Origin of the sequence: Streptomyces thermovulgaris, assembly GCF_002155915.1 — a bacterium.
GTDB classification, from domain to species: domain Bacteria; phylum Actinomycetota; class Actinomycetes; order Streptomycetales; family Streptomycetaceae; genus Streptomyces; species Streptomyces thermovulgaris.
The window spans coordinates 32,964-59,085 of record NZ_MUME01000126.1 but is presented as its reverse complement, the minus strand read 5'-3'; the positions used below and the strand labels follow the sequence as shown (position 1 = coordinate 59,085).

Annotated in this window: 20 protein-coding genes; 8 read left to right on the top strand and 12 right to left on the bottom strand. The window is 70.5% G+C overall.

From position 1 onward, the window contains the following. Positions 1-2: 2 nt before the first annotated feature. From CCN35_RS12820 to CCN35_RS12810, 3 genes are read right to left on the bottom strand one after another with little or no spacing between them, the layout of a single operon-like run. Positions 3-809 carry an STM4013/SEN3800 family hydrolase gene (locus CCN35_RS12820; protein WP_067388882.1) on the bottom strand — a complete coding sequence of 269 codons (807 nt, stop codon included), beginning with the start codon at positions 807-809 and terminating at the stop codon, positions 3-5. Between the two features lies 1 nt (position 810). Continuing rightward, positions 811-2,085 carry an STM4014 family protein gene (locus CCN35_RS12815; protein ID WP_169721350.1) on the bottom strand — a complete coding sequence of 425 codons (1,275 nt, stop codon included), beginning with the start codon at positions 2,083-2,085 and terminating at the stop codon, positions 811-813. Continuing rightward, a complete protein-coding gene (locus CCN35_RS12810) occupies positions 2,066-3,013 on the bottom strand; it encodes an STM4015 family protein (protein WP_067388880.1) in 948 nt (315 codons plus the stop codon). The genes CCN35_RS12815 and CCN35_RS12810 overlap by 20 nt, the downstream gene beginning before the upstream one ends. A gap of 232 nt (positions 3,014-3,245) precedes the next feature. Between CCN35_RS12810 and CCN35_RS12805 the strand changes: the two genes are divergently transcribed. From CCN35_RS12805 to CCN35_RS12795, 3 genes are all read left to right on the top strand, one after another. Next, positions 3,246-3,572: a hypothetical protein gene (locus CCN35_RS12805; RefSeq protein ID WP_067388878.1), complete on the top strand. Its 327-nt coding sequence runs from the start codon at positions 3,246-3,248 to the stop codon at positions 3,570-3,572. Positions 3,573-3,658: 86 nt separating this feature from the next. Then, complete coding sequence (locus CCN35_RS12800; RefSeq protein ID WP_067388877.1) at positions 3,659-4,720, top strand: DUF6745 domain-containing protein; 1,062 nt, start codon at positions 3,659-3,661, stop codon at positions 4,718-4,720. Between the two features lie 127 nt (positions 4,721-4,847). Then, a complete protein-coding gene (locus CCN35_RS12795; protein ID WP_143631529.1) occupies positions 4,848-5,690 on the top strand; it encodes a hypothetical protein in 843 nt (280 codons plus the stop codon). Between the two features lie 59 nt (positions 5,691-5,749). Here the strand turns inward: CCN35_RS12795 and CCN35_RS12790 are convergent, their stop codons facing one another. Together CCN35_RS12790 and ctaD are read right to left on the bottom strand one after the other, a co-directional pair. After that, positions 5,750-6,328: a hypothetical protein gene (locus tag CCN35_RS12790; protein WP_211285515.1), complete on the bottom strand. Its 579-nt coding sequence runs from the start codon at positions 6,326-6,328 to the stop codon at positions 5,750-5,752. 3 nt (positions 6,329-6,331) lie between these two features. Further along, entirely contained in the window at positions 6,332-8,002 is a 1,671-nt protein-coding gene (ctaD, locus tag CCN35_RS12785; RefSeq protein ID WP_086792703.1) for an aa3-type cytochrome oxidase subunit I, read from the bottom strand. Between the two features lie 352 nt (positions 8,003-8,354). On the opposite strand from ctaD, the gene CCN35_RS12780 reads away from it, so the two are divergent. After that, positions 8,355-10,013 (top strand): N-6 DNA methylase, encoded by a 1,659-nt coding sequence (locus tag CCN35_RS12780; protein WP_067397500.1) that lies wholly within the window; start codon positions 8,355-8,357, stop codon positions 10,011-10,013. Positions 10,014-10,019: 6 nt separating this feature from the next. Here the strand turns inward: CCN35_RS12780 and CCN35_RS12775 are convergent, their stop codons facing one another. Then, complete coding sequence (locus CCN35_RS12775; protein ID WP_086792685.1) at positions 10,020-12,152, bottom strand: UvrD-helicase domain-containing protein; 2,133 nt, start codon at positions 12,150-12,152, stop codon at positions 10,020-10,022. A 201-nt stretch (positions 12,153-12,353) separates the two neighbouring features. On the opposite strand from CCN35_RS12775, the gene CCN35_RS12770 reads away from it, so the two are divergent. Further along, positions 12,354-12,944, top strand: a complete 591-nt coding sequence (locus tag CCN35_RS12770; protein ID WP_086792683.1) for a DUF4352 domain-containing protein — start codon at positions 12,354-12,356, stop codon at positions 12,942-12,944. 27 nt (positions 12,945-12,971) lie between these two features. Here CCN35_RS12770 and CCN35_RS12765 read toward each other — a convergent pair whose 3' ends face one another. The 4 genes from CCN35_RS12765 to CCN35_RS12750 form a co-directional block, all read right to left on the bottom strand. Further along, complete coding sequence (locus CCN35_RS12765; protein ID WP_086792681.1) at positions 12,972-14,174, bottom strand: McrC family protein; 1,203 nt, start codon at positions 14,172-14,174, stop codon at positions 12,972-12,974. After that, positions 14,171-15,988, bottom strand: a complete 1,818-nt coding sequence (locus CCN35_RS12760; RefSeq protein WP_086792701.1) for a DUF4357 domain-containing protein — start codon at positions 15,986-15,988, stop codon at positions 14,171-14,173. The genes CCN35_RS12765 and CCN35_RS12760 overlap by 4 nt, the downstream gene beginning before the upstream one ends. Before the next feature lie 118 nt (positions 15,989-16,106). Further along, entirely contained in the window at positions 16,107-16,394 is a 288-nt protein-coding gene (locus CCN35_RS12755; protein ID WP_143631526.1) for a hypothetical protein, read from the bottom strand. Positions 16,395-16,510: 116 nt separating this feature from the next. Beyond that, the gene (locus tag CCN35_RS12750; protein ID WP_086792677.1) at positions 16,511-18,964 is read right to left on the bottom strand and encodes an AAA family ATPase; all 2,454 of its coding nucleotides are present in this window, start codon (positions 18,962-18,964) and stop codon (positions 16,511-16,513) included. 116 nt (positions 18,965-19,080) lie between these two features. On the opposite strand from CCN35_RS12750, the gene CCN35_RS28350 reads away from it, so the two are divergent. After that, positions 19,081-19,239, top strand: a complete 159-nt coding sequence (locus CCN35_RS28350) for a hypothetical protein (RefSeq protein WP_158100398.1) — start codon at positions 19,081-19,083, stop codon at positions 19,237-19,239. A gap of 903 nt (positions 19,240-20,142) precedes the next feature. Continuing rightward, positions 20,143-20,643, top strand: coding sequence for a hypothetical protein (locus tag CCN35_RS12745; RefSeq protein WP_086792699.1), 501 nt, complete (start codon positions 20,143-20,145; stop codon positions 20,641-20,643). A 59-nt stretch (positions 20,644-20,702) separates the two neighbouring features. On the opposite strand, the gene CCN35_RS12740 is transcribed toward CCN35_RS12745, so the two are convergent. Then, on the bottom strand, positions 20,703-21,317 hold the full coding sequence (locus tag CCN35_RS12740) for a DUF3159 domain-containing protein (RefSeq protein ID WP_086792675.1): 615 nt from the start codon (positions 21,315-21,317) through the stop codon (positions 20,703-20,705). Between the two features lie 262 nt (positions 21,318-21,579). Between CCN35_RS12740 and CCN35_RS12735 the strand changes: the two genes are divergently transcribed. After that, positions 21,580-22,794, top strand: a complete 1,215-nt coding sequence (locus CCN35_RS12735) for an alpha/beta hydrolase family protein (protein WP_086792673.1) — start codon at positions 21,580-21,582, stop codon at positions 22,792-22,794. A 352-nt stretch (positions 22,795-23,146) separates the two neighbouring features. Here the strand turns inward: CCN35_RS12735 and CCN35_RS12730 are convergent, their stop codons facing one another. Beyond that, entirely contained in the window at positions 23,147-26,101 is a 2,955-nt protein-coding gene (locus CCN35_RS12730) for a DUF5682 family protein (protein WP_086792697.1), read from the bottom strand. Positions 26,102-26,122 lie beyond the last annotated feature (21 nt).

Sequence of the window (26,122 nt, the reverse complement as noted above, 5' to 3'; positions counted from 1 at the left end):
GGTCACCGGGCCTCGTCGACGAAGAAGTGGGCGTAGGGCACGGTCCAGACGACCTCGTGGCCGATGCGGTGGCCGCTGTAGCCGTCCTCGCCGTACGCGGTGCCGTGGTCGGAGCAGACGATGGCGAAGCACGGGCGGCGGCTGCCGGCGGCGGCCAGAAGGCGGCCCATGTGCCGGTCCACGTACTCCAGTGCCGCGGCGTGGGTGGCCCGTGTGTCGCCCGCCTCCCGGGTGGCCCCGGGCAGGTGGAACCAGTTGGGCTGGTGCAGGGCCGACACATTGACGAAGAGGAACAGCAGCTGCTCCTGGGGGAGTTCGGCGACGACCTGCTCCGCGCGGGCCACCTGTGCCTCGAAGGACGTGGGGGAGGTCACCCCGAACTCCGGTTCCCAGTGGCTCTCCTGGAACAGTCCCGGCAGGACGGATCCCAGCGGCCCCTGCTTGTTGAAGAAGCCCACACCGCCGATGCAGACGGTGCGGTAGCCCACGGCGGCCAGACCCGAGACCAGGTCGGGCGTGTCGTAGACGAAGGTGCCGCTCGTGGTGGTCTCGCTGCCCGCGAACCGGGCGGCGAAGAGCCGCGGATGCGGACCCGGTTCGGCCGGTGTCGGCAGGAATCCCGCGAACATCGCCTGATGGGAGGCGTAGGTGAAACTGCCCGGCGCGTGCCGGCGCTCCCAGACGCCGCCGGGCAGATGCCGGGCCAGGTTCGGGATGCGTCCGGCCTCCGCCAGCTCCTGCGCCACGTCGTAGCGGAGGGTGTCGAGCGTGACCAGCAGCAGGTCGTGGCTGCCCACGATCTCGTTCATGTCAAGCGGCGGGGTCGTGGGAGTGCTGGTGGTGCTCATGGTGTTCTTGCTGCTCCTGGTGTTCTGTGTGCTTCGCTCGCCGTACGGCGGCCGGTGCGACGGTCGATGCGGCCGGTGCGCGGGCCGGCACGGAGACCGGTGCGGCGGCCGATACGGCGGCCGATGCGGCGGCCGATGCGGCGGCGACCTGCGCGGCGTAGGTGTCCAGGCCCTCGGCGCCGCTGCCGGGCAGGCCGGTGAGGCGGGGCAGCAGGTCCCCGAAGGCGTTCACCTCCCCGACGGCGAAGCGCCGCCATCCGGTGGACGGCAGGACGTCCACGCCGACGCACAGCGTGCCCGGGAAGCACGCGGCCGCCCGCTCGGCCACGTCCAGCACGTCGGCGAAGTCGCCTCCGGCGGCCCGGATCGCCTCACGGGCCGCGTCCAGATCGCCCCGGAGGCCACCGAGGTGAAGATTCGTCATGGGATGACGGCTGGTCCGTACCACGGCATGGGTGGCGCGCCCCGCGACCACGACCACCCGCAGATCGGAGGCCCGGCCGTTCTGCGAGGCCTTGGGCAGCCACCGCTCGATGTGGATCCCGTCCGGGACCAGGGCGTCGACCAGGGCGGCGACCTCGCGCTCCGAGGTGTAGTGGCGCACCCGGAGGGAGTTGTACAGACGGCCGTCGGCCGTGGTCTCCACGGAGGTCGTCGCCCTGACCCGGCCGGGGCCCGCCAGCGACAGGGCCACCACACCGGAGGCCGACGACCCGTGCGCCGGCTTGAGGAACGCCCGCGGGATGCGGGCGGCCCTCAGCCGCTCCCGGAGCTCGTCCCAGCCGGTGACCGGACCGTCCAGAGCTTCCGGGACCGGGACGCCCGCGGCGGCGAGCCGGGCATGGCAGCGCCGCTTGTCGAACATGACCGCGACGTCCTCGGGGTCGGCGGTCGTCGTCGCCCCCGCACGGTGCGCCGCGGCGGTCACCTCCCGGACCGCCGCGGTGAAACGGCGGTACCACACAGCCGTTCCCTCGACCCGGGTGGGCTCGTCGACGTCGCGCAGCATCCGGTCGACCTCGGCGTTCTCGCCGGGGGAGTCGATCCGCACCAGCTCACCGGGCCGGAAGGAGTACCGTCCGCGCAGCACGTCCCGCCATGCGAGCACGCGGGGGGCCGTGTGGCCCGCCGCGCGAACGGCGTCGGCGAACATCGTCGTCCGCCGGTTCTCGGGATTGCCGACGACGGCGAACCGAAGGCCGGTGCCGGGCGCCCGCCTACTCGGAGACGGCGACATAGCGCCACTCCTCGTCCCCCCAGCGCTCCGGAGCCTGCGGATCCTCCAGGTTCACCTCGGTCCCGGCGGAGGCGAAGGCCGCACGGAACCGTTCCATCATGGCCTCGCTCAGGAAGTGGTGCTCCAGGTTCAGATGCTCGAGATGCGTCAGCGGCTGGCCGTTGAGCAGGGCCTCGGCGCCGGTGTCGGAGAGGGTGCCCATGGACAGGTCCAGCGACTTCAGCTGCGCCACGACCGGCGCCGAGGCGACCGCCGCCGCGATCTCGTCCTGGATCTCGCTGTCCTGGAGCCCGAGATGACGCAGCGCCGGGAAGCGGCCATGGGCGAGCAGCGGTGCGAGATCGGCCACCGTCGCGTCACCGCCGTAGTCCTCCACGCCGAGCCACATCTCCAGGTACTCCAGGGCGGGGAGCTCACTGGCGGCGACACCGCGCACGACCTCGCCGGGCAGACCGCCGCTCTCGAAGCGGAGCGTGCGCAGGTGCTGGTGCCGGACCGCCGGGAAACGCAGGTCGGTACTGCCGCGGATCCCGAGCTCCTCCAGCAGCGGATAGGCCTTGAGGACCGGGGTGACATCGGACTGCTCGATCCAGGAGATCTCCGCCTCCTCCTGCTCCAGGTCCCCGATGAACACGGCCCGGAGCGAGGTCAGCCGGTCACGGGCATCCACGAGATGCTGCACGACGCCGCCGGAGCCGTTGTCGTACGTTTCTCCCCACGCCCCCACGACGATCGCCCGGACACCCGCCGGATCCACGGAGTCCAGGAAGCGGTTCCACTTGTTGTCGAAGCTCTCGCGCTCGTGGCCCCCGTAGAGGTCGACGGCCAGCCGCCAGGCCACGGCACCCGCCTCCGGCAGCTCCTGCTGGTCCTCGGGATCGGGGAAGTCGAAGACGCGCAGGTCGTGTTCCTCCAGATAGCGGAGCATGGCGCTGGCCTCCTGTGATGCGAACCGATGCGAACGCGGTGGTGTTCGCGAAGAAGTTCTACCAAGCGGCTCCGACAGCGCCGGTGAACGGACGAGCAGGGTCCGTGCTTCCGGCGCGGCCCGAAACCCCGGTCGAACGGCGTTCCGGACGTGGTCCGGGGGGTGTTGTCAGACCCTCGGCATAACGTCGTGGACATCGGTCGGCGCGGCGCCGACGGGAAGGGAGACACGCATGTACCGGCAGGGGGATGTCCTGATCGTGCCCGTGGCGGAGGCGGATCTGCCGCCGGGCACCGACCGGCTGCCGCAGCAGCCGAGGGACGCACGGGGAAGGCTGGTGCTGGCTCTGGGCGAGGTCACCGGACACGCCCACGCGGTGATCGGCCCGGGAAAGCTGGTCCGGGAGAGCGGGCCGTTCGGAGCCTCCTACCTCCACCTTCCGGACGGGGGACGGCTGGTGCACGAGGAGCACGCGGCGATTCCGCTGCCCAAGGGCTGGTACCGCGTGGTGCGGCAGCGGGAGTACGTGCCCGGCGCGGTACGCGTCGTGGCGGACTGAGACAGCCCACCGGGCAACGAGACGAACGGGAACGACGGACCGGGACGACCGGGACAGCGGATCGGGACAGCGGGGAGAGCGGAGCGGTGACGACACCCACGGCATCGGCGGAGACGGCACGGCAGGAGACGACGGCGCGGTGGCGCGCGGTGGCGGCGGCGACCGGCCCCGCGGACCGCACGGCGGCCGAGGAGGGGGTGCGCCTGGCCTACCGGCTGGCGGGGCTGCCCGAGCCGGAGCGTGTCGTCTGGGCGGGCTCGCCCCGCGAGGGCGCGGCCCTGGCCGCACGGCTCACGGCGGAGGGCACGGCCGGCCCCAGTGTGCGCGACGCGGTGCGCACCCGGCCGTGGGACGCCGCACGCACCCGTGTCCTCGACCGGCTCGGGCCGGCCGGCTGGGCCGAGCACTGGGCCCTGACGGGTGCTCAGCTGTGGGACACCACGGTCGGTCTGACCGGGCGCATACGGACCGGTGTGGTCGAGGCCCTGGCCGGCAAGGAGAACGGGGAGAACGACGAGCAGGCCGTCCGGCTCGTGCTGCTCGACGCGGTCCTGGGCCAGCACGACGCGGCCTGGCTGGCGGCCTTCGACGGCCAGGACGGCGCGGACGCACTCGCCGGAATCACCGCGGTCGCCCGCGCCGCGGGCTGGTGGTGGCCCTACGAGAAGGCCGTCGTCATCTGTGAACGCCCCGTGGAGCTGCACCGCGACGAGGCGGGCCGGCTCGACCGCTCGGACGGACCGGCGCTCGCCTACCCCGACGGTTTCGCGCTGTACGCCTGGCACGGCATGCCGGTCCCCGCCGAATTCCTCGCCGAACTCGCCGAGCTGACCCCGCGGCGGATACAGGAGGAGGAGAACGCCGAGCTGCGCCGCGTGATGCTGGAGCACTACGGCTACGACCGCTTCCTGAAGGAGTCCGGTGCCGAGCCCGTGCACCGCGACGAGACGGGCGTGCTCTGGCGCATCGAACTGGAGGGGGACGAGCCGCTGGTGATGGTCGAGGTGGTCAACTCCACCCCGGAACCCGACGGCACCCACCGCACGTACTGGCTGCGGGTGCCGCCGCACACCTGGACCGCTCGCGAGGGCGTCGCCTGGACCTTCGGTCTGGAGGAGTCCGAGTACGCACCGAAGCGGGAGACCTGAGCCGCCTCCGGCGCCCCTGCCGCACCTCCGGTACGCCCGCGGTGTGCCGGTGCCCGGCAAGCGGCCCGGCACTTTTCTGCCGGGCCGCGCCCTGACGGCCCGGCGTCCGGCCGGTCATGCTGTCCGCATGGTCTTCGTCCGTCACACGGTGGTCGTCGAACCCCTTCCGTACCGGTGGCTCGTCGACGCCCTCGGCGTGGTCCGCGCCCTGGCGGAGGAGAGCCGTGCGCGGGGACAGCGGGTCGTACTGCCGGACGGACGGGCGGTGCCGGACGTCCGGCTGGTGCGGGGACGGCATCTGCGGCCGGGAGCGGTCTACCTCGTCCGGGACGAGAACGGCGCCGGGGACGAGAGACACGAGGGGGACACGGGGGAGGGGAAGGACACGGGGACCGGCGAAGCGGCCCGGGTCACGATCAGGGAATGGGACCGGCGTCGCGCCGTCCGGCTGGAACTCGCCGTCGCCGAGGACGACGGGACCGTCGACCTGGACGCCGTACTGAAGAGCCCCGACCGCCCGCACCTGTTCGAGGCCGACGGCCGGGTCCGGTTCGAGGGGATCCCGCTTGTGCCGTCCCGGCTGCGGGGCCGGGCACGGATACGGCTGGACGACTGGTGGACCGCCGCGGACACCGGACGCGGCACACCCGTCGCCCCGGCCTCGGCCCGGCTGGACCACCCCTGGCTCCACGCGGACGTGCGTGCCACGCCCCGCCCGGGGAGGGACGACGGCACCTGGGAGGTGTGCGTCACCGTCTCCCTGCGCGGCGGCTCGCTCCTGCGGCCGGTCGTCGCCGTGATCCTCGCCCTGGCCGGCCGCAGGATGCGCCGGAGCATCACCCGGACCCTGGACGGCATGGCCGAACGCTGGAACGAGGCCGTACCGCGTCTTGCGGCCATGGACACCGGGCAGCTGAGACAGGCCCTTCTCACCGAGGCACGACGACGCGGTGACGACGGCGGCACATGACGCGCACCGGCATGCCGCTGGGGCCGGCGGGCAGGCCCGCCGGCCCCAGCGCCGACGCGTCAGGACCGGAACCCTTTGCGGCCGGTCGTCACCGCGGTGCGACGGGCCACCCGGTCGGTCGCCCGGGCGCACAGGCCCGCCGCGACGAGGAACACCCCCATGACGGCGGCCGACGTCATGGCCGCCACCGCCCAGCCCGCACCGCCGCCCGGACCGGAGACGGCCTGCCAGACCGCGACGGGCACGGAGACGACCATGCCGCAGACCAGGACGGCGGCGACGACGCTCCGGGAGCGGCCCGGCCCGGCCGGGGACGGAACATGGCCCAGCCGCGTCCAGTGCCGCGCGGCCTCCCGCGTCTCGCGTCTGCGCTGCACGGCGGCGTACAGGTGCAGGGTGGCCGAGGCGACGGCGCCGACGACGGCCACGACGGCCGGCGCCCACCAGCCGTCCGCCAGGAGCAGCAGCACGGTGACCGCACCGACGCCGGCCCAGCCGGTCACACAGGCCGCGGCGGCGATCCTTCGGGAGTCGGGCCGGTCGGCGCCGGCCCGCAGATCGGCGAGGGCCGGCACGTACCAGACACAGCCGGCGACGGCGAACGCGCCGGTTCCCAGGGCGGCAACGGCGTGCGACATGACCTACCTCGCCGTCGCTTCCGCCTCGGCGGCCCCGGAGATCTCCGGGTGGTGCAGGTCGAACGCGGGGGATTCACTGCGGATGCGCGGCAGGGAGCGGAAGTTGTGCCGCGGCGGCGGGCAGGAGGTCGCCCACTCCAGCGAGCGGCCCCAGCCCCAGGGGTCGTCGCTCTGGACCGGCTTGCCGTACTTGGCCGTCTTCCAGACGTTGTAGAAGAACGGCAGGAGCGACAGGCCCAGCAGGAACGAACCGATCGTGGACAGGGTGTTGAGAAGGGTGAAGCCGTCGGCCGCCAGGTAGTCGGAGTAACGGCGCGGGAAGCCCTCGACACCCAGCCAGTGCTGCACCAGGAACGTCAGCTGGAAGCCCACGGTGAGCGTCCAGAACGTGATCTTGCCCAGGCGCTCGTCGAGCATCTTGCCCGTCCACTTCGGCCACCAGAAGTGGAAGCCGGCGAACATCGCGTACACGACCGTGCCGAACAGCGTGTAGTGGAAGTGGGCCACCACGAAGTACGAGTCCGAGACGTGGAAGTCCAGCGGCGGCGCGGCCAGGATGACACCGGTCAGACCGCCGAAGAGGAAGGTCACCAGGAAGCCGATCGTCCACAGCATCGGCGTCTCGAAGGAGAGCGAGCCCCTCCACATGGTGCCGATCCAGTTGAAGAACTTCACACCGGTCGGGACCGCGATCAGGAAGGTCATGAAGGAGAAGAACGGCAGCAGGATCCCGCCCGTGGTGTACATGTGGTGCGCCCACACCGTCAGGGACAGGCCCGCGATGGCGATGGTCGCGCCGATCAGCCCCATGTAGCCGAACATCGGCTTGCGGGAGAACACCGGGACGATCTCACTGACGATGCCGAAGAACGGCAGCGCCAGGATGTACACCTCGGGGTGACCGAAGAACCAGAACAGGTGCTGCCACAGCAGCGCACCGCCGTTGGCCGGGTCGAAGATCTGGCTGCCGAACCTGCGGTCGCACTCCAGGGCGAACAGGGCCGCCGCCAGCACGGGGAAGACGAACAGCACGAGGAGCGAGGTCAGCAGCACGTTCCACGTGAAGATCGGCATGCGGAACATGGTCATGCCGGGTGCGCGCATGCAGATGATCGTGGTGATGAAGTTGACCGAGCCGAGGATGCTGCCGAAACCGGACAGCGCCACGCCCATGATCCACAGGTCGGCGCCGATCCCCGGGCTGTGCACCGCGTCCGACAGCGGCGTGTACAGGAACCAGCCGAAGTCGGGGGCCCCGCCCGGAGTGAGGAAGCTGCTCGCGGCGATGAGCGAGCCGAGCAGGAACAGCCAGTAGGCCAGCATGTTCAGCCGCGGGAAGGCGACATCGGGGGTGCCGATCTGCAGCGGCATCAGCCAGTTCGCGAAACCGGTGAACAACGGCATCGCGAACATCAGCAGCATGATCGAGCCGTGCATCGTGAACGCCTGGTTGAACTGCTCGTTCGACAGGATCTGCAGCCCAGGCCGGGCGAGTTCGGCCCGCATCGCCAGCGCCAGGACGCCGCCGATTATGAAGAAGGCGAAGGCGGTGACGAGATAGAGCGTCCCGATCTTCTTGTGGTCGGTGGTGGTCAGCCAGTCCACCCAGTTCGACCGGCTGCCGGCCTCCTTCCGGGCGGTCTCCTCGACCGTGTCCGGCGGCCGCTCGGCCACCGCCTGTTGTATCCGCACCTCGTCCACCGGACGGTGCCTCCCGATCTCTTTCTTTCGTCGATGGAACGGCGCCCCCGGAGGCGCTCCGGCCGAGAAACCGGACAGCACTCCCGGCCGCCGCCCCATGATCACCGTCCTGGTACGGGGGGCGGGTAGGGTCGAACAGTCCCTGCCTGGGCTTTTGAATAGGGACCAATGGCCCCTTCTGCGGCAGGGGCGGCGTGAAACGGGCGTACGCACCGGCCGCCCCAGAAAGGGTGAAGTACACATGGAGGATTCTTTGCCGGATGTGTACCACGTCAACACGTTTTTTCGTTGATGGTCGAGCGGGAGGACGTGTACGGTTGTCCGTATGACGGACAACGCCGCTCCATCAGCCGGTCCTCTTGTCACCGGTTCCGAGATCGCGCGGCTCGCGGGCGTCACCCGGGCCGCGGTGTCCAATTGGCGGCGGCGGTACGACGACTTCCCTGCGCCGGCAGGTGGAGGCGCCAACAGTCCGCTCTTCGATCTCGCCGAGGTCCAGGCGTGGCTGGACAAGCAGCGCAAGGGGCAGGACCTCTCGGAGGAAGTCAAACTCTGGCAGGTGCTGCGCGGAACCTATGGCGAGGACATGGTGGCCGCGCTCGCCGATGTCGCCGCGGTTCTTGCCGACGCCCGGGAGAAGAAACCGGCCGCCCTTCCGGAGGATGCCGTCGAGCTGACCCGGCGTCTGGCGGACAGCGGCTCGCCCGGTGAGGTGGCCGACGCCCTCGCCGAGCGGTTCACCGACTCCGTACGACGCGCCGGATCCGACCAGGTCTCCTCGCCGCGCATCGTCCGGGCCGTACGGCACTTGGCCGGCCAAGTCGCCGAGGACGCCGTCATCTTCGACCCGGCCTGCGGCATCGGCACCCTCCTGCTCTCCGTCGGTCCCGATCGGGGGCCGCGACGGTTCGGCCAGGAGGCGGACTCCCGCAGCGCCCGCTTCGCGCAACTGCGAGCCGACCTCACTGGGCGTGCCGATGTCCGGATCGTCGTGGGGGACTCCCTGCGCGACGACCACTGGGCGGACCTCAAAGCCGATCTGGTCGTCTGCGACCCACCCGTCGGCGACACCGACTGGGGCCGCGAAGAACTTCTCCTCGACCCGCGGTGGGAACTCGGCACCCCGTCCCGGGCCGAGAGCGAACTCGCCTGGCTGCAGCACGCGTACGCGCACACCGCTCCCGGCGGTCGGACGCTGATGGTCATGCCCGCCTCGGTCGCCTACCGCAAGGCCGGCCGTCGTATCCGGGCCGAGCTCGTACGCCGCGGCATTCTCACCCAGGTCACCGCCCTGCCGCCGGGTACAGCCGCCTCGCATGCGCTGCCCGTGCACATCTGGCACCTGCGCCGCCCGCACTCCCCGAGTGATGCGGCCACCGGCGTCCGTATGGTCGACCTGACCGGCAACGATCCGGACGGCCCCCTGGACGCGCGGCCGGACCAGACGGCGGACGTCCCCCTCATCGACCTGCTCGACGACGTCGTGGACCTCACCCCCGGCCGGTATGTGGAGGAGTCCCACCGCGACTATCCGGCCGAGTACCAGAAGCTGCGTCGCGAGCTGACGGAACACGTGCGTGTACTCGCCGAACTGCTGCCGGCTCTCACCGCGGGCGAACGCCACAGCACCGCGGACGGTCCCTCCGTCAGCGTCGCCGATCTCGCCCGGGCCGGCCTCGTCGAGTACGGCGACACGGAGCCGGTGTCCATCAGCGACCAGCTCGACACCGACTTCCTGCGCGGATTCCTGCGCAGCGCGGCCAACACCCGCCGGTCCACCAGTGCGAGCGGAACGTTCCGCCTCGACAGCAAGGGCGCGCGCATCCCGCAGATGGACATCGCCGAGCAGCGCCGGTACGGTGCGGCGTTCCGCGCTCTCCAGGAGTTCGAGGAGCGTGCTCGAAAAATCGCCGAACTGAGCCGTGAGGCCGTCGAACTGGCCCGGGACGGCCTCGCCAACGGCGCGCTCGAACCGGAGAACTGACGAACCTCAGCGATTCGGCACGAACGGACTCGCGGTCCCGCTCCACGACACGGCCAACGCCTCCCTGGCCCGGGTGCAGGCCACGAACAACAGACATCGCTCACGCAGCAGATCGGACTCGTGCTGCAGCGCGTCCACGTCGACCGGTGTCACCTCGCGCGCGAACGGCACCGCACTCGCCGTCACTCCCAGGACGGCCACGCAGCGGAACTCCAGCCCCTTCATCGCGTGCATGGTGGCCAGCCGCACCCCGTCGACGTCCGGCCCCGGGTTGTCCTTGACCCGGACCACCGGCACGCCGGCAGCGGTCAGCTTGTCGTGGGCCTTGTCGAGCAGCAGGTTGAAGCGGGCGCACACACCGATCTCGGAGGGCCGGATGCCCTGCGCGATCCACTCTTCCACCCGCTCCACGAGCGCGGCCACCTCGGCCTGCTCGGACCCGTACCCGTTCACCTGCGGTCGCCGTCCGTGGAGCAGTGAGCGGTAACCGGCCAGGGTGTCGGCCCCCTCGCCACCCAGGTCGTCGACCGTCACCGGACTGAGGATGCCCGTGGACCAGGCCAGGATCTCCTCGGTACTGCGGTAGTTGATGCGCAGCCGGTGGGTGCGGCCGGTGACGGAGATGCCCAGGGAACCGAGAGAGACCCGGGAATCGTAGATTCGCTGGTGCGGGTCTCCCGTGATGAACAGGTCGTCGTTGCCGGGTGCCACTGCGGCGCGCAGTACGCGCCACTGGGCCGGGTGCAGGTCCTGCGCCTCGTCGACGACGACGTGGTCGTGGGTGGGTGCCGAGGCGGTCAGGAGGTCGGCGGCCCGAGCGCACACCTTGAGGTGGGTCGTGACCTTTCGTTCGCGCAACATCTGCTCGAACAGTTCCACCGCGGACCACAGCTGGTCACGCTTCGACTGCGGCAGTGCGCTGCCTCGGCCCCGCCGAGAGGCCGCGCGGTAGGCCTCGATACTGCGCAGATCTTGGGCCAGGATGACATGCCGGTACTCCTGCGCCAGGAACTGCTCCGTCCACGGCAGTCCGAGTTTCTTGATCACCCGCTGCCACAATTGCCGCTCGTCCCAGTCACTGATGGGAGAAGGGGCCCTGCCGTCGAGGCGGGTGACGACGCCGTGTGCGTAGGCGTTGACCGTGGTCACCTCGACGCGCTCGAGCAACGACTCGTCGCCGTCGAGGAGGAGGGAGAGATTCTCACGAAGCGACGCGGCCAGTGCGTTGGTGTACGTGGTGAGCAGGATCCGGCTGTCGGGAGAGCGCGTGAGCAGGTGCTTGACGCGGTGCAGAGCCGCGACCGTCTTGCCCGTGCCCGGCCCGCCGGTGACCTGGACCGGCCCGCTGTACGACACCCGGTAGGCGACCCTGCGCTGCGAGGGGTGGAGGAACACCCGCCAGGCCGCGAAGGGTTTCTCCAGGATGTCGGCGAGCTCCTCCGGGCCATTGACCAGTGTGATGCGGCTCGTGGTGTTGGCGATGGCCGCGGCGAGACTCTCGTCCGGGTCGGGACCCGCGTTCACGGGGCGGCGCACGGCGACCACGTCGCGGTATACCTCTTCCGGAGAGAACCCTTCGGCGAGGTACTGCAGCACCTCGAACTGGTCCTCCGGCAACAGCGTGCCGAACGCCTCCAGCTGCGGCTTGTCGATGATCGTGCGCACCGCCCGCAGCACCTGCTCGTCGATGCCGAGCTCCCGTAGCACCGTGTCCGAGTACTTGGCGAACAGCAGCGAATCGGCTGCGGCCGCTGCTTTCTCCAGCTGAGGGGTCAGCTGCTCGATCGCCTGGACGTTCCGGACCTCAAGGGCCTTCGTCGCGGCGTTCGTCGTATACAGCCGCTTCGCCGCCCAGCTGTAGGCGTCGTCGTGCCGTACGACGTTGACCAGCAGGAACACATCACTGCCGTCGTCCGGGGCCAGTACGACACCCCGCCAGAAGTCGTTGATGCGGATGGTCCGCATGCGCCGGTCGGCGGCATTCTCGACGGACTCCAGGTGCAGCCCCTTGTCCGCCTGCAGCTCCGGCACGGTGAGCTGCTGGAACTTCTGCATCGCCTTGCGTACGCCGGCCTTCACAGGCTTCTCGAGGGCGTCATAGCTCTCCCAGAAACTGTTGGCGAACGCAAGCTGCGGCACGAGGCCCACTCCCCACCCTGGACGGACGATCCGGAGCCGATCATACGCATCGAGCGCTACCGAGCTCCTGCATCAACAAAATCTCAATCGGGTACGCGTTGACGATGTTAACGGATCGAGATTAGTGTTCCGCGTGAATCCCCTGCTTGCGAAGCTTGTGGGGGGTGTCGTGAACAACACAGCACTGTCCTTGGGGGGACCATGCACGCTCGGATCGGAATTGCCGCCGCTGCCGCCGCCATCGGTGCGCTCGCCCTCACCGCCTGCGACACCGGCAGCACCGTTGTCGACAAGCCGAAGGGGAACGCTGCCGCCGAGGCGGACAGCGGCAAGGACGCGACGAAGGGGACAAAGGAGAAGAGCTCCGCCCCCGAGGTCGCCAAGGTCGGCGACACTCTCACTCTGAAGGGCATGGAGGACGGCAGTCGGCTCGACGTGACGGTCGTCAAGGTCGCCGACCCCGCGAAGTCGGCCGACGAGTTCATGGAGCCTGAGTCCGGCAAGCGGTTCGTCGGTGTGCAGTTCAAGCTCGTCAACACCGGCAAGGCGGTTTACAGCGACAGCCCGTCCAATGGCGCCCGGATCGCCGACAGCGAGGGGCAGCAGTTCGACTCCACCATCGCGGACATCACCGCTGGGCCGTCGATGTCCTCCAGCCTGACCCTCAAGCCCGGCGCCAAGGGCCTCGGCTGGATCGTCTTCGAGGTTCCCGAGGCGTCGAAGATCGACACCGTGCAGTTCACCATGGACTCCGGGTTCGCCGACCAGACCGGCGAGTGGAAGCTGCAGTAGTCGCGCCGGAAGCGCACCCGGGCCGTGTCAGCCGTTCCTCATCCGCCGTGCGACCTCCTGGACGTCGGCGAGCAGCTTCGCCGGTTCCTGGTCCAGGTCGAGGGCGTGCTGGTGGATGAGGACGCCCGCGTGGCGCACCCGGTGGGCGGCGTGGGAGGCGTTGCCTTTCGCGTAGATCAGGTGTCCCTCGTCCAGGCCGAGAGCGGTGCAGTACGCCAGCATCTGGTACAGGTCGGCATCCGGATATCCGTTCCGCTTCTCCGCCTTGTACTTCGCGTCCGCGACCGCGCAGGGGGCACCGTTCGGTCCATACAGCACGAAGTCCGGCCGCATGCGGACAGCGGCGGCCTCGTCGAGGTGGTGCATGTCCTGGAGTCGGACCGTGTGACCCGAACCGCGCAGGGACTCGCGCAGGGCGACGGTCACGAAGTCCTCGAAGAGCTTGTTCATGTCGAACAGGAACCCGTCGATGCGCAGCCCGCCAGGTGCGTGCTCGGCGGACGAGCCGTCGAGGACAGCACGGGCCAGCCGCAGGGCGTGGTGGTACCGGGAGTTGAGCCGGGTCGGTTGCCAGTCCGGCAGCCGCTGCCCCTGGACGACCGGGGTGACATCGGAGAGCCGGGCCCGCTGGTGCATCAGCCGGCGCCGTACGTCACGCGGCACACCGGGCAGGCGCAGCAGACGCTCGACGGCGGTGCGCAGGATGCGGTTCTCGGCGATGTCGGTGGTGTACTCGTCGTACGCCACTTCCACCGGCAGTGTCGCACCGAACCGCCGCCGGATCTGTTCGGCCTCCCGAATCCGCCCGCGGACGACCAGGGCGCTCTCCTCGGCCGTCCGGTATCCCTGGAGCAGCCCTTGCCGCAGGGCCCGGTCGACCTGCCGCTCGACGGCATGGGCGAGAGCGGGCAGCAGATCCCGGTGTTCGGCCACGTCCACCTCCCCGTCGCGCCACGCACCGGTGGGATCGAGACTGTGGCCGAGCAGGAAGAAGAGCCGGGCGATGGGCACCTTGGGCGTGATGCGTACGGTGAACGGCTCGTCCACGTCCGGTGCGGTGAGGGTGACCGCGCCGACCTTGCTGCCCGCCCGCAATGACCAGCGGCCGGCCGCGTACGGGTCGGGCGCCGCCTCGACGACGTCCCCGGCGGCCAGTGCCCGGCCGACACCGTCGGGCAAGGCGAGGCTGACGGCGGGCGCGTGCTCGACGAGCTCGACGATGCGCGTCACCCCAGCGACTCCCGCAGCGCTGTCAGCCCGTACCGCTTCTCGATGTCCACGCCCTCCCCGTAGTGATGTTCCTCCAGCAGCGGCAAGATCTTCGTCCGCCAGGTCCGCTCCAAGCCGCCTTCCCGGTAGACACCCTTCTTCATCAGATACGAGGGCCCGATGCGGAAGTCCGGGTCGTCGATACGGGAGTTGAGCGCATCCAGCAGATCGGCGGGCTCGGAATTCCTGCCCTCCCGCTCCAGCCAGCGTCGCAGCAGCCCGCGCGTCGGCTCGATGCGTGGTGACAGCTCCACGAACGCGAACCGCCGCCGCATCGCCGCGTCGACCAGTGCGATCGACCGGTCGGCGGTGTTCATCGTGCCGATGACGAACAGGTTCGGCGGCAATGCGAAGTCGTCGCCCGAGTACGTCAGCCGCACCGACTTGTTGCGGTACTCCAGCAGGAAGTACAGCTCGCCGAAGACCTTCGCCAGATTGGCGCGGTTGATCTCGTCGATGATCAGGAAGTGCGGAATGTGTCGGTTGCCCTCACGAGCCGCGAGATCGGCGAGCTCGCGCAGAGGGCCGGCGATGAGCCTGAAGGCGACCTCACGGGTCTCCGGATCCTCCTGGGGCCGGAACCCCTCGAAGAAGTCCTCGTAGGAATAGGACGGATGGAACTGCACCAGCTTGACCTGCTCGGGCCCGCCACCGAGAAACTCGGCGAGCTTGAGGGCGAGGTAGGTCTTGCCGGTGCCGGGCGGTCCGTAGAACACCAGCTGACGCTCGTCCCACAGCAGGTCGCGCACCTCGCGCAGCCAGCCGATGTCGTGCACGAGCAGCTCCGCGGCGAGATCCTCGGTGGGTTCCGGCAGCTCGAGCTCACGGCGGGCGGTGAGCGCGGGAAGCTCCACGGTCGGATCCCGGTCGGCGGCTTCGGCCTCCTCGATCAGATCCTCGTCGCTCATGCCCAGGCCGTCGATGAGATCCTTCACCGCGGTCAGATCGACCACGTCGTGCTGTGCGGAGAGCTTCTGCTGGAGCGCTTCCGGCAGGGACTCGTACAGATGACCGTCGCCCGCCCACTCCACCGGCCGACGCAGGTCGGAGCGGCCGTCCTCGGAGACGAACCGCTCTGCGTCTCCCGTGATCTCACCGACGTACAACCGGCCGGCCGAGATGGTGCACATGGTGTCGCCGGGGCGCATACGGGAGAGGAACATATGGAATTCCTCCACCAGCCGGACCTTCTGGTTGTATGTGGCAGTGGAGGCGTAGTCCTCCTCGACGGCGGTCCGCAGCTTGTCCTTGCTGATTCCTTGTTCGATGCCCTGCCGCAGGTGACGAGCCTGCAAGGTCACCAGCCCTTCGGGCAACCACAGACGCTGGACGAGGTCGAGGCCGGAGACGTTGGAACCGCGCACGAGCCACGCCCGGCTGGGACCCCACCACACCTGGTCGAGGTAATCGGACAGCGGATGACCGTCGGACGTCTTCCACTCCAGCCATCCATTGGCACTGCGACCGAGGAGAATCTCCGCCGCGGCCGACGGCGAGTTGCACTCGACGTCCTGTGTCGTCTCCAGCCACCCCGGCCATCTCGTCGATTCCGTGAGGATTCCCTCGTCGATCAGGCGCTGCCTCAGCCGGTATGCCGCCGGCATGCGGACAGGGAACGAAGGGACGACGTATGGCCGCCCCGGAGATCCGGCCAACACCACGAACTTCTGACTGCCGTTCGTCCCTTTCTCGGTCAGCAACCGCCCCCGGGCCTCGGGACCGCCCCCTGGCAGTCGCAGCCGGAACTCCGGGTACGGCGTGCCGTCAGCGGCCATCGTCATCATTCTCCCCACCGTGCACAGTGCATTCGACAAGAACAATCAAGAACAATAAGGACTTGCAGGGCAGGCCAGGGCAGGCGTGGCCCAATGCCGGTCGGCAGGGCAGGCGTGCTCAGGGCTTCGCGCTCCGCGCTGCCGAAGTCGTGTCCGGAGCGGCGCGCAGGGCCGCCAGAAGGGCGGTGACCTCCAGCAGCCGGGCGCCGACCTCCGCCGGAGTCGGAGGAAGTTCGTACGTCCGGTAGTGACACGCCGCACTGAGCGCCGCCCAGGTGGTGCGACACCTGCGGGCGGTGTCGGACCCCGCGTACCACTCCAGGCACAGCATCCGGTGCTTGCCGATCCGCGTCATGGACCGTGTGATCCGTCGCCAGTAGTCGTCCAGAGCCTGGTCGAGTGCCATGCGGAGCAGGATTGCGGAGGCTCGGGCGCGCAGACCTGGTGCCAGCGTGTGGACCGAGCCCGCCGGTGGACGCAGAAGACGGCCGGCGGCCGTGACGAGGGCCTCCGGGGACACGGTCACCGGGCACCTCCCCTGCTTCCCGCACCACGGACGGCGCTTCGTCGGATCGCCGTCGCGAGGATCTTGGTCCGGGCGACCAGGTCCTTGCGGGCGTCGACCGTGGACAGTGGCTCATGCGCGCCGGAGTTGAAGGCGTCGATCAACGCCCAGCCGCCCGGACTGATGCGTTCTACGGCGTCCCGCGCGGACAGCCGGTCGTCACCGAGCAGAGCGAGGGACACGTACTGCTTGGTGCGCTCCAGGGATGCGATGCGCTCCTCGATGTCCTTCAGACCGAGCCCCTGCTCGTCACGGAGCCTGCGCCGCGCGGTCTCCAGGCAGGCAGCCTCCACAGCCACCCGACACATGGCGGGCAGCACATGATCGGCCACCTCCTGCGGCAGGTTGGGATCGCAGGAGATGTCCCGGGCCTCCACCAGGGCCTGTTTCACCGGATCGGTGAAAGTCTCCACCCTTACCACCGAGTTGGTCTGGCGGCTGACACGCAGGACGGTCGCCTTGATACCCAGGTGTGCGATGGCCTGCTGGAGCCGGGTGTCGTGGGTGAACACGACGACCTGCCGGTCCCGGGCACACGCGTCGAGAACCCGGGCCAACCCCTCGACCTTCTCGGGGTCCATGGACTGCACGGGGTCGTCGATGACGAGGAACCCGAACGGGCTGGCGGCGTGTGTGGCGCGCGGCAGGAAGAGGGAGAGTGCGAGAGAGTGCAGCTCGCCCTGGCTCATCACGCTGTAAGCGGGCGCCGACATGTCGTCCACGGAGACGTCCAGTTCGACGCGGCCACGCCCCGGTGTGCCCGCGAGCGTGACGGACCCGAGCGTGACGCTGCTGTGCTCGCACAACTTCTGCCACACCTCTTGCGACTGCTCGGCGAACGGCCGCAGCCGCTCGTCGCGCAGTTCGTCGATGATCGGCCGCAGCCAGGCACGGGCTTTCCGCGCATGTGCGCGGCGATCGCGTGCGGCCTCGGCCGCTTCCGCCACGCGGAGCCACTCGGCGAGCCTCACGGCCATCGGCTGCCACGCACCGTCGTGCTCGGCGAGTCGCCGGCCGGCTTCCTCCCGCATCTGCCGGCAGGCGTCGTCCAGCCGGGCCGCGGCACGCTCGGCACGGTCCGCCAGTTCTCGGGGATGAGTGATGTCGCGGCACACCACCCAGTCCTGCCAGACCGAGGCGAGTGCCGACGTCTCGCCCCGCAGCCACACCGGTACCGGCTGAACAAGATCATGGACGGCCCGCACCGAGGTCGTCACGGCCTTCCGGGCGGCCTCGGCCTCGACAGCTTCCATCTGCAGCCGCTCCACCTCGGCCCGTGCCTGTTCGGCCCATGCCCGGTCGAGCCGGTTCTCCGCGCCGCAGACCGGACAGTCCGTGCTCCGGGAGAGACGCCGGTGATCCAGCGCGGCCTCCAGCAGCCGGGCCAGACGGCGGGCGTCCTCGGCGCTGCCGTGCCGGGCCTCCTCGGCGTCGGCGGCGGCCTCCCGCAGCCGGGCGACGGCTCCTTCGACCTCCTTCAGGTCGGGGCCGGCCAGGCTTGCGTACTGCCGCAGCCGGGCCAGCTCGCCCTGGGCTGCCGGGGTGCGGTTCTCCAGCAGTGCCCGCACCCGGGCGAGGTCGGGCTTGGCCCCTGACAACGCCGCCGTGGCCTCACGGGCCCTGGAGTCGTCGAGCGTGGCCAGCTCCTCCAACAGCTCCGCAGTGAGCGCGTCACTTTCCTTGACGGCCTGGTCGCACTCGCTCACGACAGTCTTGACCCGGGCGTCGAACTCGGCGAGCAGCTCGAGCCCGAGCAGCTTGAAGAAGGCGTCATGCAGTCCGCCGAGTGTGCCGTTGATCATCGCCCCGAGTTCGCTGTACGGCAGGAAGGGCCGGGTCAGTTCCAGCGCCTCGGCGTCGATGACCTCTTCCAGCTTCCGCTCCGAGCCGTCCTCCGCCTGGACTCGCGTCCGTGCCTCGTCGACGTTGGTTCCGTACCAGGTCCGCCGCACGCTGACGCGCTCCCCGCGCTCGCCGACGGACAGCTCGACGCAGACCTCGGGTGTGACATCGGGGCTGTGCAGGTTGCGCCAGCCGGCCTGCCAGTCACGGGCGCGCCGCCCCTTCCATCGGGAGTTGACCCCCGTCAGCGCGGTCTCCGCTGCCTCGGCGAAGCTCGACTTGCCGGAGCCGTTGGGGCCTGCGACGACGACCAGTCCGGGACCTGGCGGCAGTTCGAGCGTGGTGCGTGGCCCGACACCGCGCCAGCCGGCTGCGGTGATGGACCGCAGTTGGACGGGGCCGGCTCGTTTTCCGCTGCTCTGTGTGCGTTCGTTGGGGAGCAGTTCACGCAGCAGCGTCCGTACCTCGGGGGCGAGACCGGAGCGCTCCAGGCGCTCGAGGAGGTGGTTGCGCAGGGAGCCAGATGTGGCCGAGGAGGAGTCAGGAGCGCCGGAAGGCTGGTTCGTCATGCTCTGTCCATGTGCCGGGTGCGCCCGGGGAGGCCGGTGCGACAGATGGGTGAACATTTGCGAATTGAGCATGACGCTCGAGTGTTAGCAATGTCAACAAGGTTAATGATTCTCTGGTGGTCGAATTTGTGTACGTGCTGGTTTCGGTGCTCCTTGGTGTGGTGACCGTGCAGCTGACGCCGGCCACGGTCTCGCCACCGCTTTCGCTGTCGCCGTGGAAGAGGATGACTGTCGTCAAGGGACATTTCACGGACCTCGTGGAGTTGCTGTGCTGACATGTGGTCGCTCCGACGATTGGTGAGGCAGCCGACGATGAATGGGTGTTCCGGGCCGGACACCACGGAGTGCCGGCCTGCGCGATGTCGCCGATCATGAGCCCGGCAGCGCGAAGCGGACCGATGGCTTCGACTCAGGCCGGAGCGAGAGTCCTGCGTTGCTCCGGAGCCGGTCGCGCGACCTTCTGCCAGGCCGTTTTGAACGTTTTGGCGGCCGGAACGCCACCGACCTCTGACGCAGGCCTCACTGGTCCACTGCCCGGTCGTGGCCGTCACGGGTTCACACCAGCGCGGTACGGGCCCACTCGGTCGCTTGCTCAGGATGTGCATGGGTGTCGATCCCGAGGACGTGTACGACACCCGGACTGCCCTGAGGACCTCGGACCCTGAGGGTGCGCCGACCGTGCCCGCCGGGCCGAGGATGGGCGATCACTGTTCTCGACGCCTCAACGGATGCGTACCCGGCGCTGTAGGTGAGGAGCTGATGGATGCCGACGGCGCTGACACCGTGGCGGTCGTCCGGTCGAACTTCCCCGCTGCTGCGCGCACGCCCCCCTCGGCCGTCATGGCGGTCGTGATGCCGGATGAGGCCGGTTCGCCATCCAGCGGTCGGTCGTTCGTCCGCGGGCGGTTCCACCGACGGGCACGATGAACCAGCAAGAACTCCTACCCGCAGGCACAGAGAACGAGACGGTGACTCCGCCTTCTCCACCGGCTCGGCGCGGCGTTGCTGCTGGAGGTGATGAACGCGCTGTACCGCACTCCGTCGGTCTGGAAGCGCTCGAGTCAGGACAGAGGTGTTCTGTGCGGAGGGCGCGGGCTACGGGCGTTGCCCGTGCCGGCGAGAGCCGGTCTGGGGAGCAGCGCGGCGCCGGGTGACTTCGCCCGGTTATCGTGAACGGCATGCCGTCCACGCACCTGTTGATCATCGGAGACCGGGCCGCTCTGAGCTGGGTGGTGACCGAGCAGCGGATGGCGTTCCCGGCAGGACGGGCCAGGGCGGCCCGAGCGCTGGAGGAGGGCGACGAAATCTTCCTCTACACCACGCGGGGATGCTTCCGAAACCCGACGCGTGACCTGGGACGTGTCATCGGCCGGGCCACGGTCGCCAGTCCGGTACGGCTCCTGGAGAAGCCGGTCGTCTTCGGCGAGCGGGCCTTCACGGAAGGCTGTCGGCTCCGGCTGTCCGGCCTGGCACGGTTTCGTGAGGGACTCGTCCTGCGTGATCTGGTGCCGCGGCTGTCGGTGTTTCCCGATCCGGCGACCTGGAGCGTCCGCATGCGCAGGGCATCGCTGACGCTGCCTTCGAAGGACGCCGACCTGGTGCGGACGGAGCTGGAGCCACTACTGCGCCCCTACGACGAGGTCGTCGACGCCTACCGCTGGGGGCCGACACCGGCCTGAACCGCCGTCGCCACCCGGCGCGTGCTCGGTCGGCGCCGTCGGCCCCCGCGGACGGAGACTCAGGAGTCTCGGGAGGAGAGTGCCTTGTCGCGGTACCACTCCGGGTAGTGCTGGGTGAACTTGATGGCCCCCACCAGCAGCAGGATGGGGATGACCCAGTTGAACCAGTCGCTCGCCCCGGGCAGGCGTATCGCGAGCCAGGTGAGCACGGCGATGACGAGGAAGACGACACCCCACACCGCTGTCAGCACCACGTTGACGTGCTTGAAGACGGGGGAGTCCCACAGATGCCGCGGTGTGGTCCGCCGGGCGTACTGGGCGGTGAAGGGGTCGAAGAACAGCGAGCCCAGCGCGACGGCCGCCACCGCCAGGTTGGCGATGACCTGGGCGTACGTCTCCACCCAGAGGAGCGCCTGGCGGTCCAGTGCGAGGGCGAGGACGCAGAGCACGGCGAAGAACGCGATGCCCGTCAGGTCGAGGACGTTCGGATGCCTCTGCACGATGTCCCTGCCCGCGAGGACGACCGAGGCGACCAGTGCGGCCAGCGCCGCGTACTCCCAGGTGCTGGGGCTGGCCACGACCTGGAAGATGATCCAGGGGGCGAAGGAGTAGAAGACGCTGCCGGTGCTGACGGTCTTCCGGGGCGGCTCCTGCGTCGTTGTCCGGTGTTCCATGGGAGAGCTCCCGTCCCGCGCGTGTGCGGCCCTGCCGCTCCCCGGCCGGCCGTGGTGACCGGCCTTTCGGTGAGCCCGTGCGCCGCACCACCTTTGTCTCATCATGCCGGGACGAGGGCATGGTCACATGCGGCGGAACCGCGCCGGGATGCACCCGCACCGGGGAACTCCTACCGTGAGAGTCGGGCGTGAACGGCATGAACGCAGCGCACACGGCCCGAACACGGTCCGGGGGCAGGGGCACGGGGCGACGGGAGCCGCGATGGTCTACCGCTTCCACAAGAACGACCAGTTCAACTACGAGGTCATGACCGTCCTCGGCTCCGCCTGGCAGCACGGTGCCGATGCGGGCGAGGTGCTGACGACCGCGCTCGCCACGGCCGAGGGCGACGGTGCCGCCTGGTTCTCGTCGTGGACCGCACTGGCGCACCGGGCCCGGGAGCGGGCCGAACGGAGTGCGGCCCGGGGCCGCACGGTCAGCGCACGGGACGGATATCTGCGGGCCGCCACCTACTCCGGCGCCGCGCTGGTGGCGGTCGACGCCTGCACGGACCCCGAAGCACGGCTCCGCGAGGTCTTCCCCGAGCACCGGGAGTGCTTCGAGCGGTTCGCGCGGGCCTGCGAGCCACCGGCCGAACGGGTGGAGATCGCCTACGAGGACACGTCCCTGCCCGGGTATCTGTTCCGGCCGCCCCGGCGCGACGGGCCCCTGCCCACGGTGATCGTCAACAACGGCAGCGACGGCCCCATCAGCGCCGCCTGGACGTTCCTGGGTGCCCCGGCCGTGGCCCGCGGGTACAACGTCCTGCTCTTCGACGGCCCCGGCCAGCAGTCGATGCTGTTCGAGCGCGGTCTCACCTTCCGCCCCGACTGGGAGAACGTCATCAGCCCGGTGGTGGACTTCCTGACCGCCCGCCCGGACGTCGACGCCGGGCGTCTCGTCCTGGCCGGCATCAGCCAGGCCGGCTACTGGGTGCCCCGGGCGCTCGCGTTCGAGCACCGCATCGCGGCGGCCGTCGCCGACCCCGGCGTCGTGGACGTCTCCGAGAGCTGGTGGCGCAACCTCGGCCCCGACCTGCGCCGGCTGTGGGACTCCGGGGACCGCGAGGCCTTCGACAGCGTCGTCTCCGAAGGGCTGAAGGCCGACCCGGCCCTGGCCGCGACATGGCGCTGGCGGGCCAAGCCCTACGGCATCGACTCCCCCTACGATCTGCTCGCCGAGGTCGGACGCTACAACGTCCTGCCCGTGGTCCAGCGCATCACCACCCCCCTGCTGATCACCGACCCCGAGGGCGAGCACTTCTGGCCCGGCGCCTCCCGGCGCCTGTACGACGCCCTGCCCGGCCCCAGGGAACTGATCCGGTTCCCCGCCTCCGAGGGCTCCCACCTGCACTGCGAACCGATGGGTCGCGCGGTGTTCGAGCAACGGGTCTTCGACTGGCTGGACGAACGCCTGGCCAGGCGGGAGCGCGGCTGACGCGGCGACACCCGGCGGGGCCGCTGCCATCGGTACGATCGGGCGGCCGCCAGGTTCCCCGGCTCAGGGGGCGGGGCGGGGGTGTGTACGTCGAACTCCGCCCAGACGCCTCTTGCCGCCGGGCAGGTACGACTCCGTACCCCACCGTCAGGCCGAGACGGTGATCAGAAGGAGGGCGTGGCCCGACTCCGCATCCGGAGGAGCGGGGCAGTCCACGCGGGCGAAAGGGCTCCGGCTCTCGCGTGCATCGGGCACCTTGATCCCCAGCAAGCCAGGTACCGGCCGGGTCCTGGAGCGGTCCCAGGACCCGGCCGGTGCCGTGAGGCGCGGCTGTCGGGTGCTCGTGGGCCCGTCAGGTGCGCGCCAGCAGGGCGGCCAGGGCCTTCGCCGTGGCCGGGTGCCGGGCCGTGAGGGCGGCACCCGAGGGCGAGGAGCCGGACGCCGCCCACGGGTCGTCGCAGCCCAGCAGGTCCGCCACCGCGTCGCACGTCGCCGGGTGCGCGGCCAGCAACCCGGCACCCGAGGGGGACGGGATGTCGGCCTGCGTCCACCCCTGCGGGCAGCCCAGCAGCTCCGCCACCGCGTCGCAGGTCGCCGGGTGGGCCGGGAGCAGTGCGACGCCCCGGCGGCCGTGCTCCGCGGGCCGCGTCCGGCGGGCGGCGGGCGGGGTCCGGGGCATCCGCCACGGCGGCACCCATGCGTCCAGGTCCGCCAGCCGGCCCGGGAAGAGCCGCCCGGCCTCGCGGATCAGCAGCGGGGCGAGCTCCGCGGCGCTGGACCGCAAGGTGGTGATGAGCAGCGGCAGCCACGGCAGCAGCACCGCGTCGGGCAGCCGTCCGAACGCGTTCGACACCGCCTCCACGACCATGTCCGCCAGTCCCGGCACCGGCTCCAGCGCGTGGACGAAGCCGCTGAGGTACCGGGGATAGGCGGGCACCACCAGCGGATTGTCCAGCAGGGCGTCGCACCGGCTGCGCAGCTCGGCCCGGGACAGTGTGCCGAGCTGCACCTGCGCCGCCCACAGCAGGGCCGTCTTCGACGGATCCTCGGGATGCGACTGGGCGACCGCCAGCTCCAGCTGGGCCCGGTCGCAGCCCAGCGACAGCGCGAGGCCCTCCATGCTGAACAGGAAGCCGAGCATCGCCGCGACCTGCCCGACCGTCGCGTCCTCGTCCCGGAACGCCACCGGCAGCAGGGTGCAGTAGTGGGCGTAGCCGGTCTTGCTGAACGACTCGATCCACGAGGGCAGCGCCGGTTCGTTGGTGCGGTAGTACGTCAGCAGCCCGCGTATCCGGCGCAGCACCTCCGGCGCACCGTCGACGCTGCGTTCGGTGGCGAGCACCTTCAGCGCGTGCGTGCCGAGTTCGTCGGCGAGACGGTGGTTGTCCAGGTACAGGAGCGCGTCCTCGACCGCCGCCAGGACGGTCGCCACGGTCGCCTGGGGTCCGTACGCCTCGCGCCGCAGCCGCTGCTCCAGGACCTGCTCGAGGCTGACCCCCTCGTAGCCCAGCTCGATGAGGGCCCGCTGGTGCTTGCCGAGCGCCAGGTCCCACGACTCCTGGATCGACCGTTCGCCGAGCCGCCGCTCGCCCATGATCGGCCGTGCCGCGCCGTGCGGCATCAGCCGCCGCAGCAGCCACAGGACGTCGGAGCACGCGCGCAGCTCCGGCCGGGAGGCCATGTCCAGCAGGGCCCGCTGCACGGTGCGCTGCTGGAGCTTCAGGCCCAGCGGTGCGAGCCGGTCGTACACGTCACGGGCCAGCGGCGGCAGCGCCTCGTAGCCCACCTGGCCGACCCGGTCGCCGCCCATCATGATCTCGACCAGGCGCCGCACGTCCCGCCGCCCGGGCACGGTGTCCTTCTCGATGCAGGTGACCGCCGCGTCCTGGAAGTCGTACGGCGTGGGCTTGACCCGGTCCCGCATTCCGGCGAGCAGGATCGACGTCTCGAAGACGGCGATGGCGTCGGCGGTGGAGGCCAGATAGCCGTTGCGCCGTGCCGCGCGCACGATGTCCACCGACCAGCCGAGCAGCTCGGCCTCGTCCAGGGCGTCGAGGACGGGCGGCCGGCGCAGGAAGCCGGACAGCCGGTCCCCGGCCGGCGGCTCCTGCGCGGGAACCGCCGCCTGCCCGCCCCGGGGCTTCGGTGCCGGGGACTTCTTCGCCGAGGGCTTCTTCGCCCCTGCCTGGCCCGTCAGCCGGTACGGCTGGACGCCGGTGCGCCTGAGCGCCTTCGCCCACTCCGTCGCGGCGATCGACACCGAGCCCGGGGCAAGGCCGAACTGCGCCTCGATCGCCGCGTGGCTGGACGGGATCAGCCCGTACTGCCAGGTGGTGCCGGTGCGCGGCGGGATCCGGAACGTGCCGGTGGTGCCGTGCAGACCGAACTCCTCCACACGGCTGACCGCGTGGAACGCGCCGCACACGTACAGGCAGTCCTCCGGGTCGGTGCCGGTCGCCGTCAGGTGCTCGCGTATCCGGGTCCACATGTACCGCTCGCGGTCCTCGTCCACCCGGAGCCGGCCGACGTCGCCGGGGGCGAGACGGCGGAACAGGCTGCCGATGAGGAACATCACCTGGCGGTAGGTGTCGTGGTCGCCGGTGCCGAGCGGCACCTCGACGTACTGGTGCCACCACTCCGACCAGTGCCGCACCTTGCCGTGGCGCAGCAGATGCTTCTCCAGCTCGGCGAAGCGCGGCCGCAGGTCGCCGATCTCGACGCCGACGGCCTCGCCGTGCAGCGCGGCCTCCGCCTCGGGCGCCTTGTCCGCGGAGGCGTCGGGGGCGCCGTCGGCCTTCCTCGCCGTCCGCCCGTCGCGCAGGTCCCACTGGAAGACGTGGTCCGCGGACCGGTCGACCAGGACCAGTTCGACGCCCGGGGTGTCGAGCGCGTAGGCGATGGCCTGGTACTCGGCGGACGCCTCGGTGACCGGGGCGACGACCGACAGCGGCGCCCACTCCCGGGGAAAGCCGTCGACGTCCCCGGCGAACGCCTGCACCGCCACCGGCAGCCGGCAGTTGCGCAGCTCGGTCAGGAGCGGTGCCATGTCCTCGCACAGCTCCAGGTAGACGACCTTGGGCTGCTTCTCGCGCAGGCGCCGGGCCATGGCGAGCGCCGAGGCGGGGGAGTGGTGGCAGACGGGGAAGATCTCCAGCGGCTCGTGCACCGCGCGGTCGACGTCGTCGACCATGCCGAGCAGGATCTCCTCCAGGGCGTCGGGCCCGCCCGCGAACGCGGCCGCCGCTCGCTGCAGTTGCTCGCGCAGCGCGGAGAACGTGCTGTCGTGGGTTCCGGTGGTCTTGCTCATCGCGTGCGTGCCGTTCACAAC

Bases quoted from the DNA above. Each gene is read 5' to 3' on its own strand.
- CCN35_RS12795 (WP_143631529.1), top strand. From the start codon at position 4,848: ATGGTCTTCGTCCGTCACACGGTGGTCGTCGAACCCCTTCCGTACCGG.
- CCN35_RS12750 (WP_086792677.1), bottom strand. From the start codon at position 18,964: ATGACGAACCAGCCTTCCGGCGCTCCTGACTCCTCCTCGGCCACATCT.
- CCN35_RS12780 (WP_067397500.1), top strand. From the start codon at position 8,355: ATGACGGACAACGCCGCTCCATCAGCCGGTCCTCTTGTCACCGGTTCC.
- CCN35_RS12735 (WP_086792673.1), top strand. From the start codon at position 21,580: ATGGTCTACCGCTTCCACAAGAACGACCAGTTCAACTACGAGGTCATG.
- CCN35_RS12790 (WP_211285515.1), bottom strand. From the start codon at position 6,328: ATGTCGCACGCCGTTGCCGCCCTGGGAACCGGCGCGTTCGCCGTCGCC.
- CCN35_RS12805 (WP_067388878.1), top strand. From the start codon at position 3,246: ATGTACCGGCAGGGGGATGTCCTGATCGTGCCCGTGGCGGAGGCGGAT.
- CCN35_RS12730 (WP_086792697.1), bottom strand. From the start codon at position 26,101: ATGAGCAAGACCACCGGAACCCACGACAGCACGTTCTCCGCGCTGCGC.
- CCN35_RS12770 (WP_086792683.1), top strand. From the start codon at position 12,354: ATGCACGCTCGGATCGGAATTGCCGCCGCTGCCGCCGCCATCGGTGCG.
- CCN35_RS12820 (WP_067388882.1), bottom strand. From the start codon at position 809: ATGAACGAGATCGTGGGCAGCCACGACCTGCTGCTGGTCACGCTCGAC.
- CCN35_RS12815 (WP_169721350.1), bottom strand. From the start codon at position 2,085: ATGTCGCCGTCTCCGAGTAGGCGGGCGCCCGGCACCGGCCTTCGGTTC.
- CCN35_RS12755 (WP_143631526.1), bottom strand. From the start codon at position 16,394: ATGGCACTCGACCAGGCTCTGGACGACTACTGGCGACGGATCACACGG.
- CCN35_RS12810 (WP_067388880.1), bottom strand. From the start codon at position 3,013: ATGCTCCGCTATCTGGAGGAACACGACCTGCGCGTCTTCGACTTCCCC.
- CCN35_RS12745 (WP_086792699.1), top strand. From the start codon at position 20,143: ATGCCGTCCACGCACCTGTTGATCATCGGAGACCGGGCCGCTCTGAGC.
- CCN35_RS12760 (WP_086792701.1), bottom strand. From the start codon at position 15,988: ATGGCCGCTGACGGCACGCCGTACCCGGAGTTCCGGCTGCGACTGCCA.
- CCN35_RS12740 (WP_086792675.1), bottom strand. From the start codon at position 21,317: ATGGAACACCGGACAACGACGCAGGAGCCGCCCCGGAAGACCGTCAGC.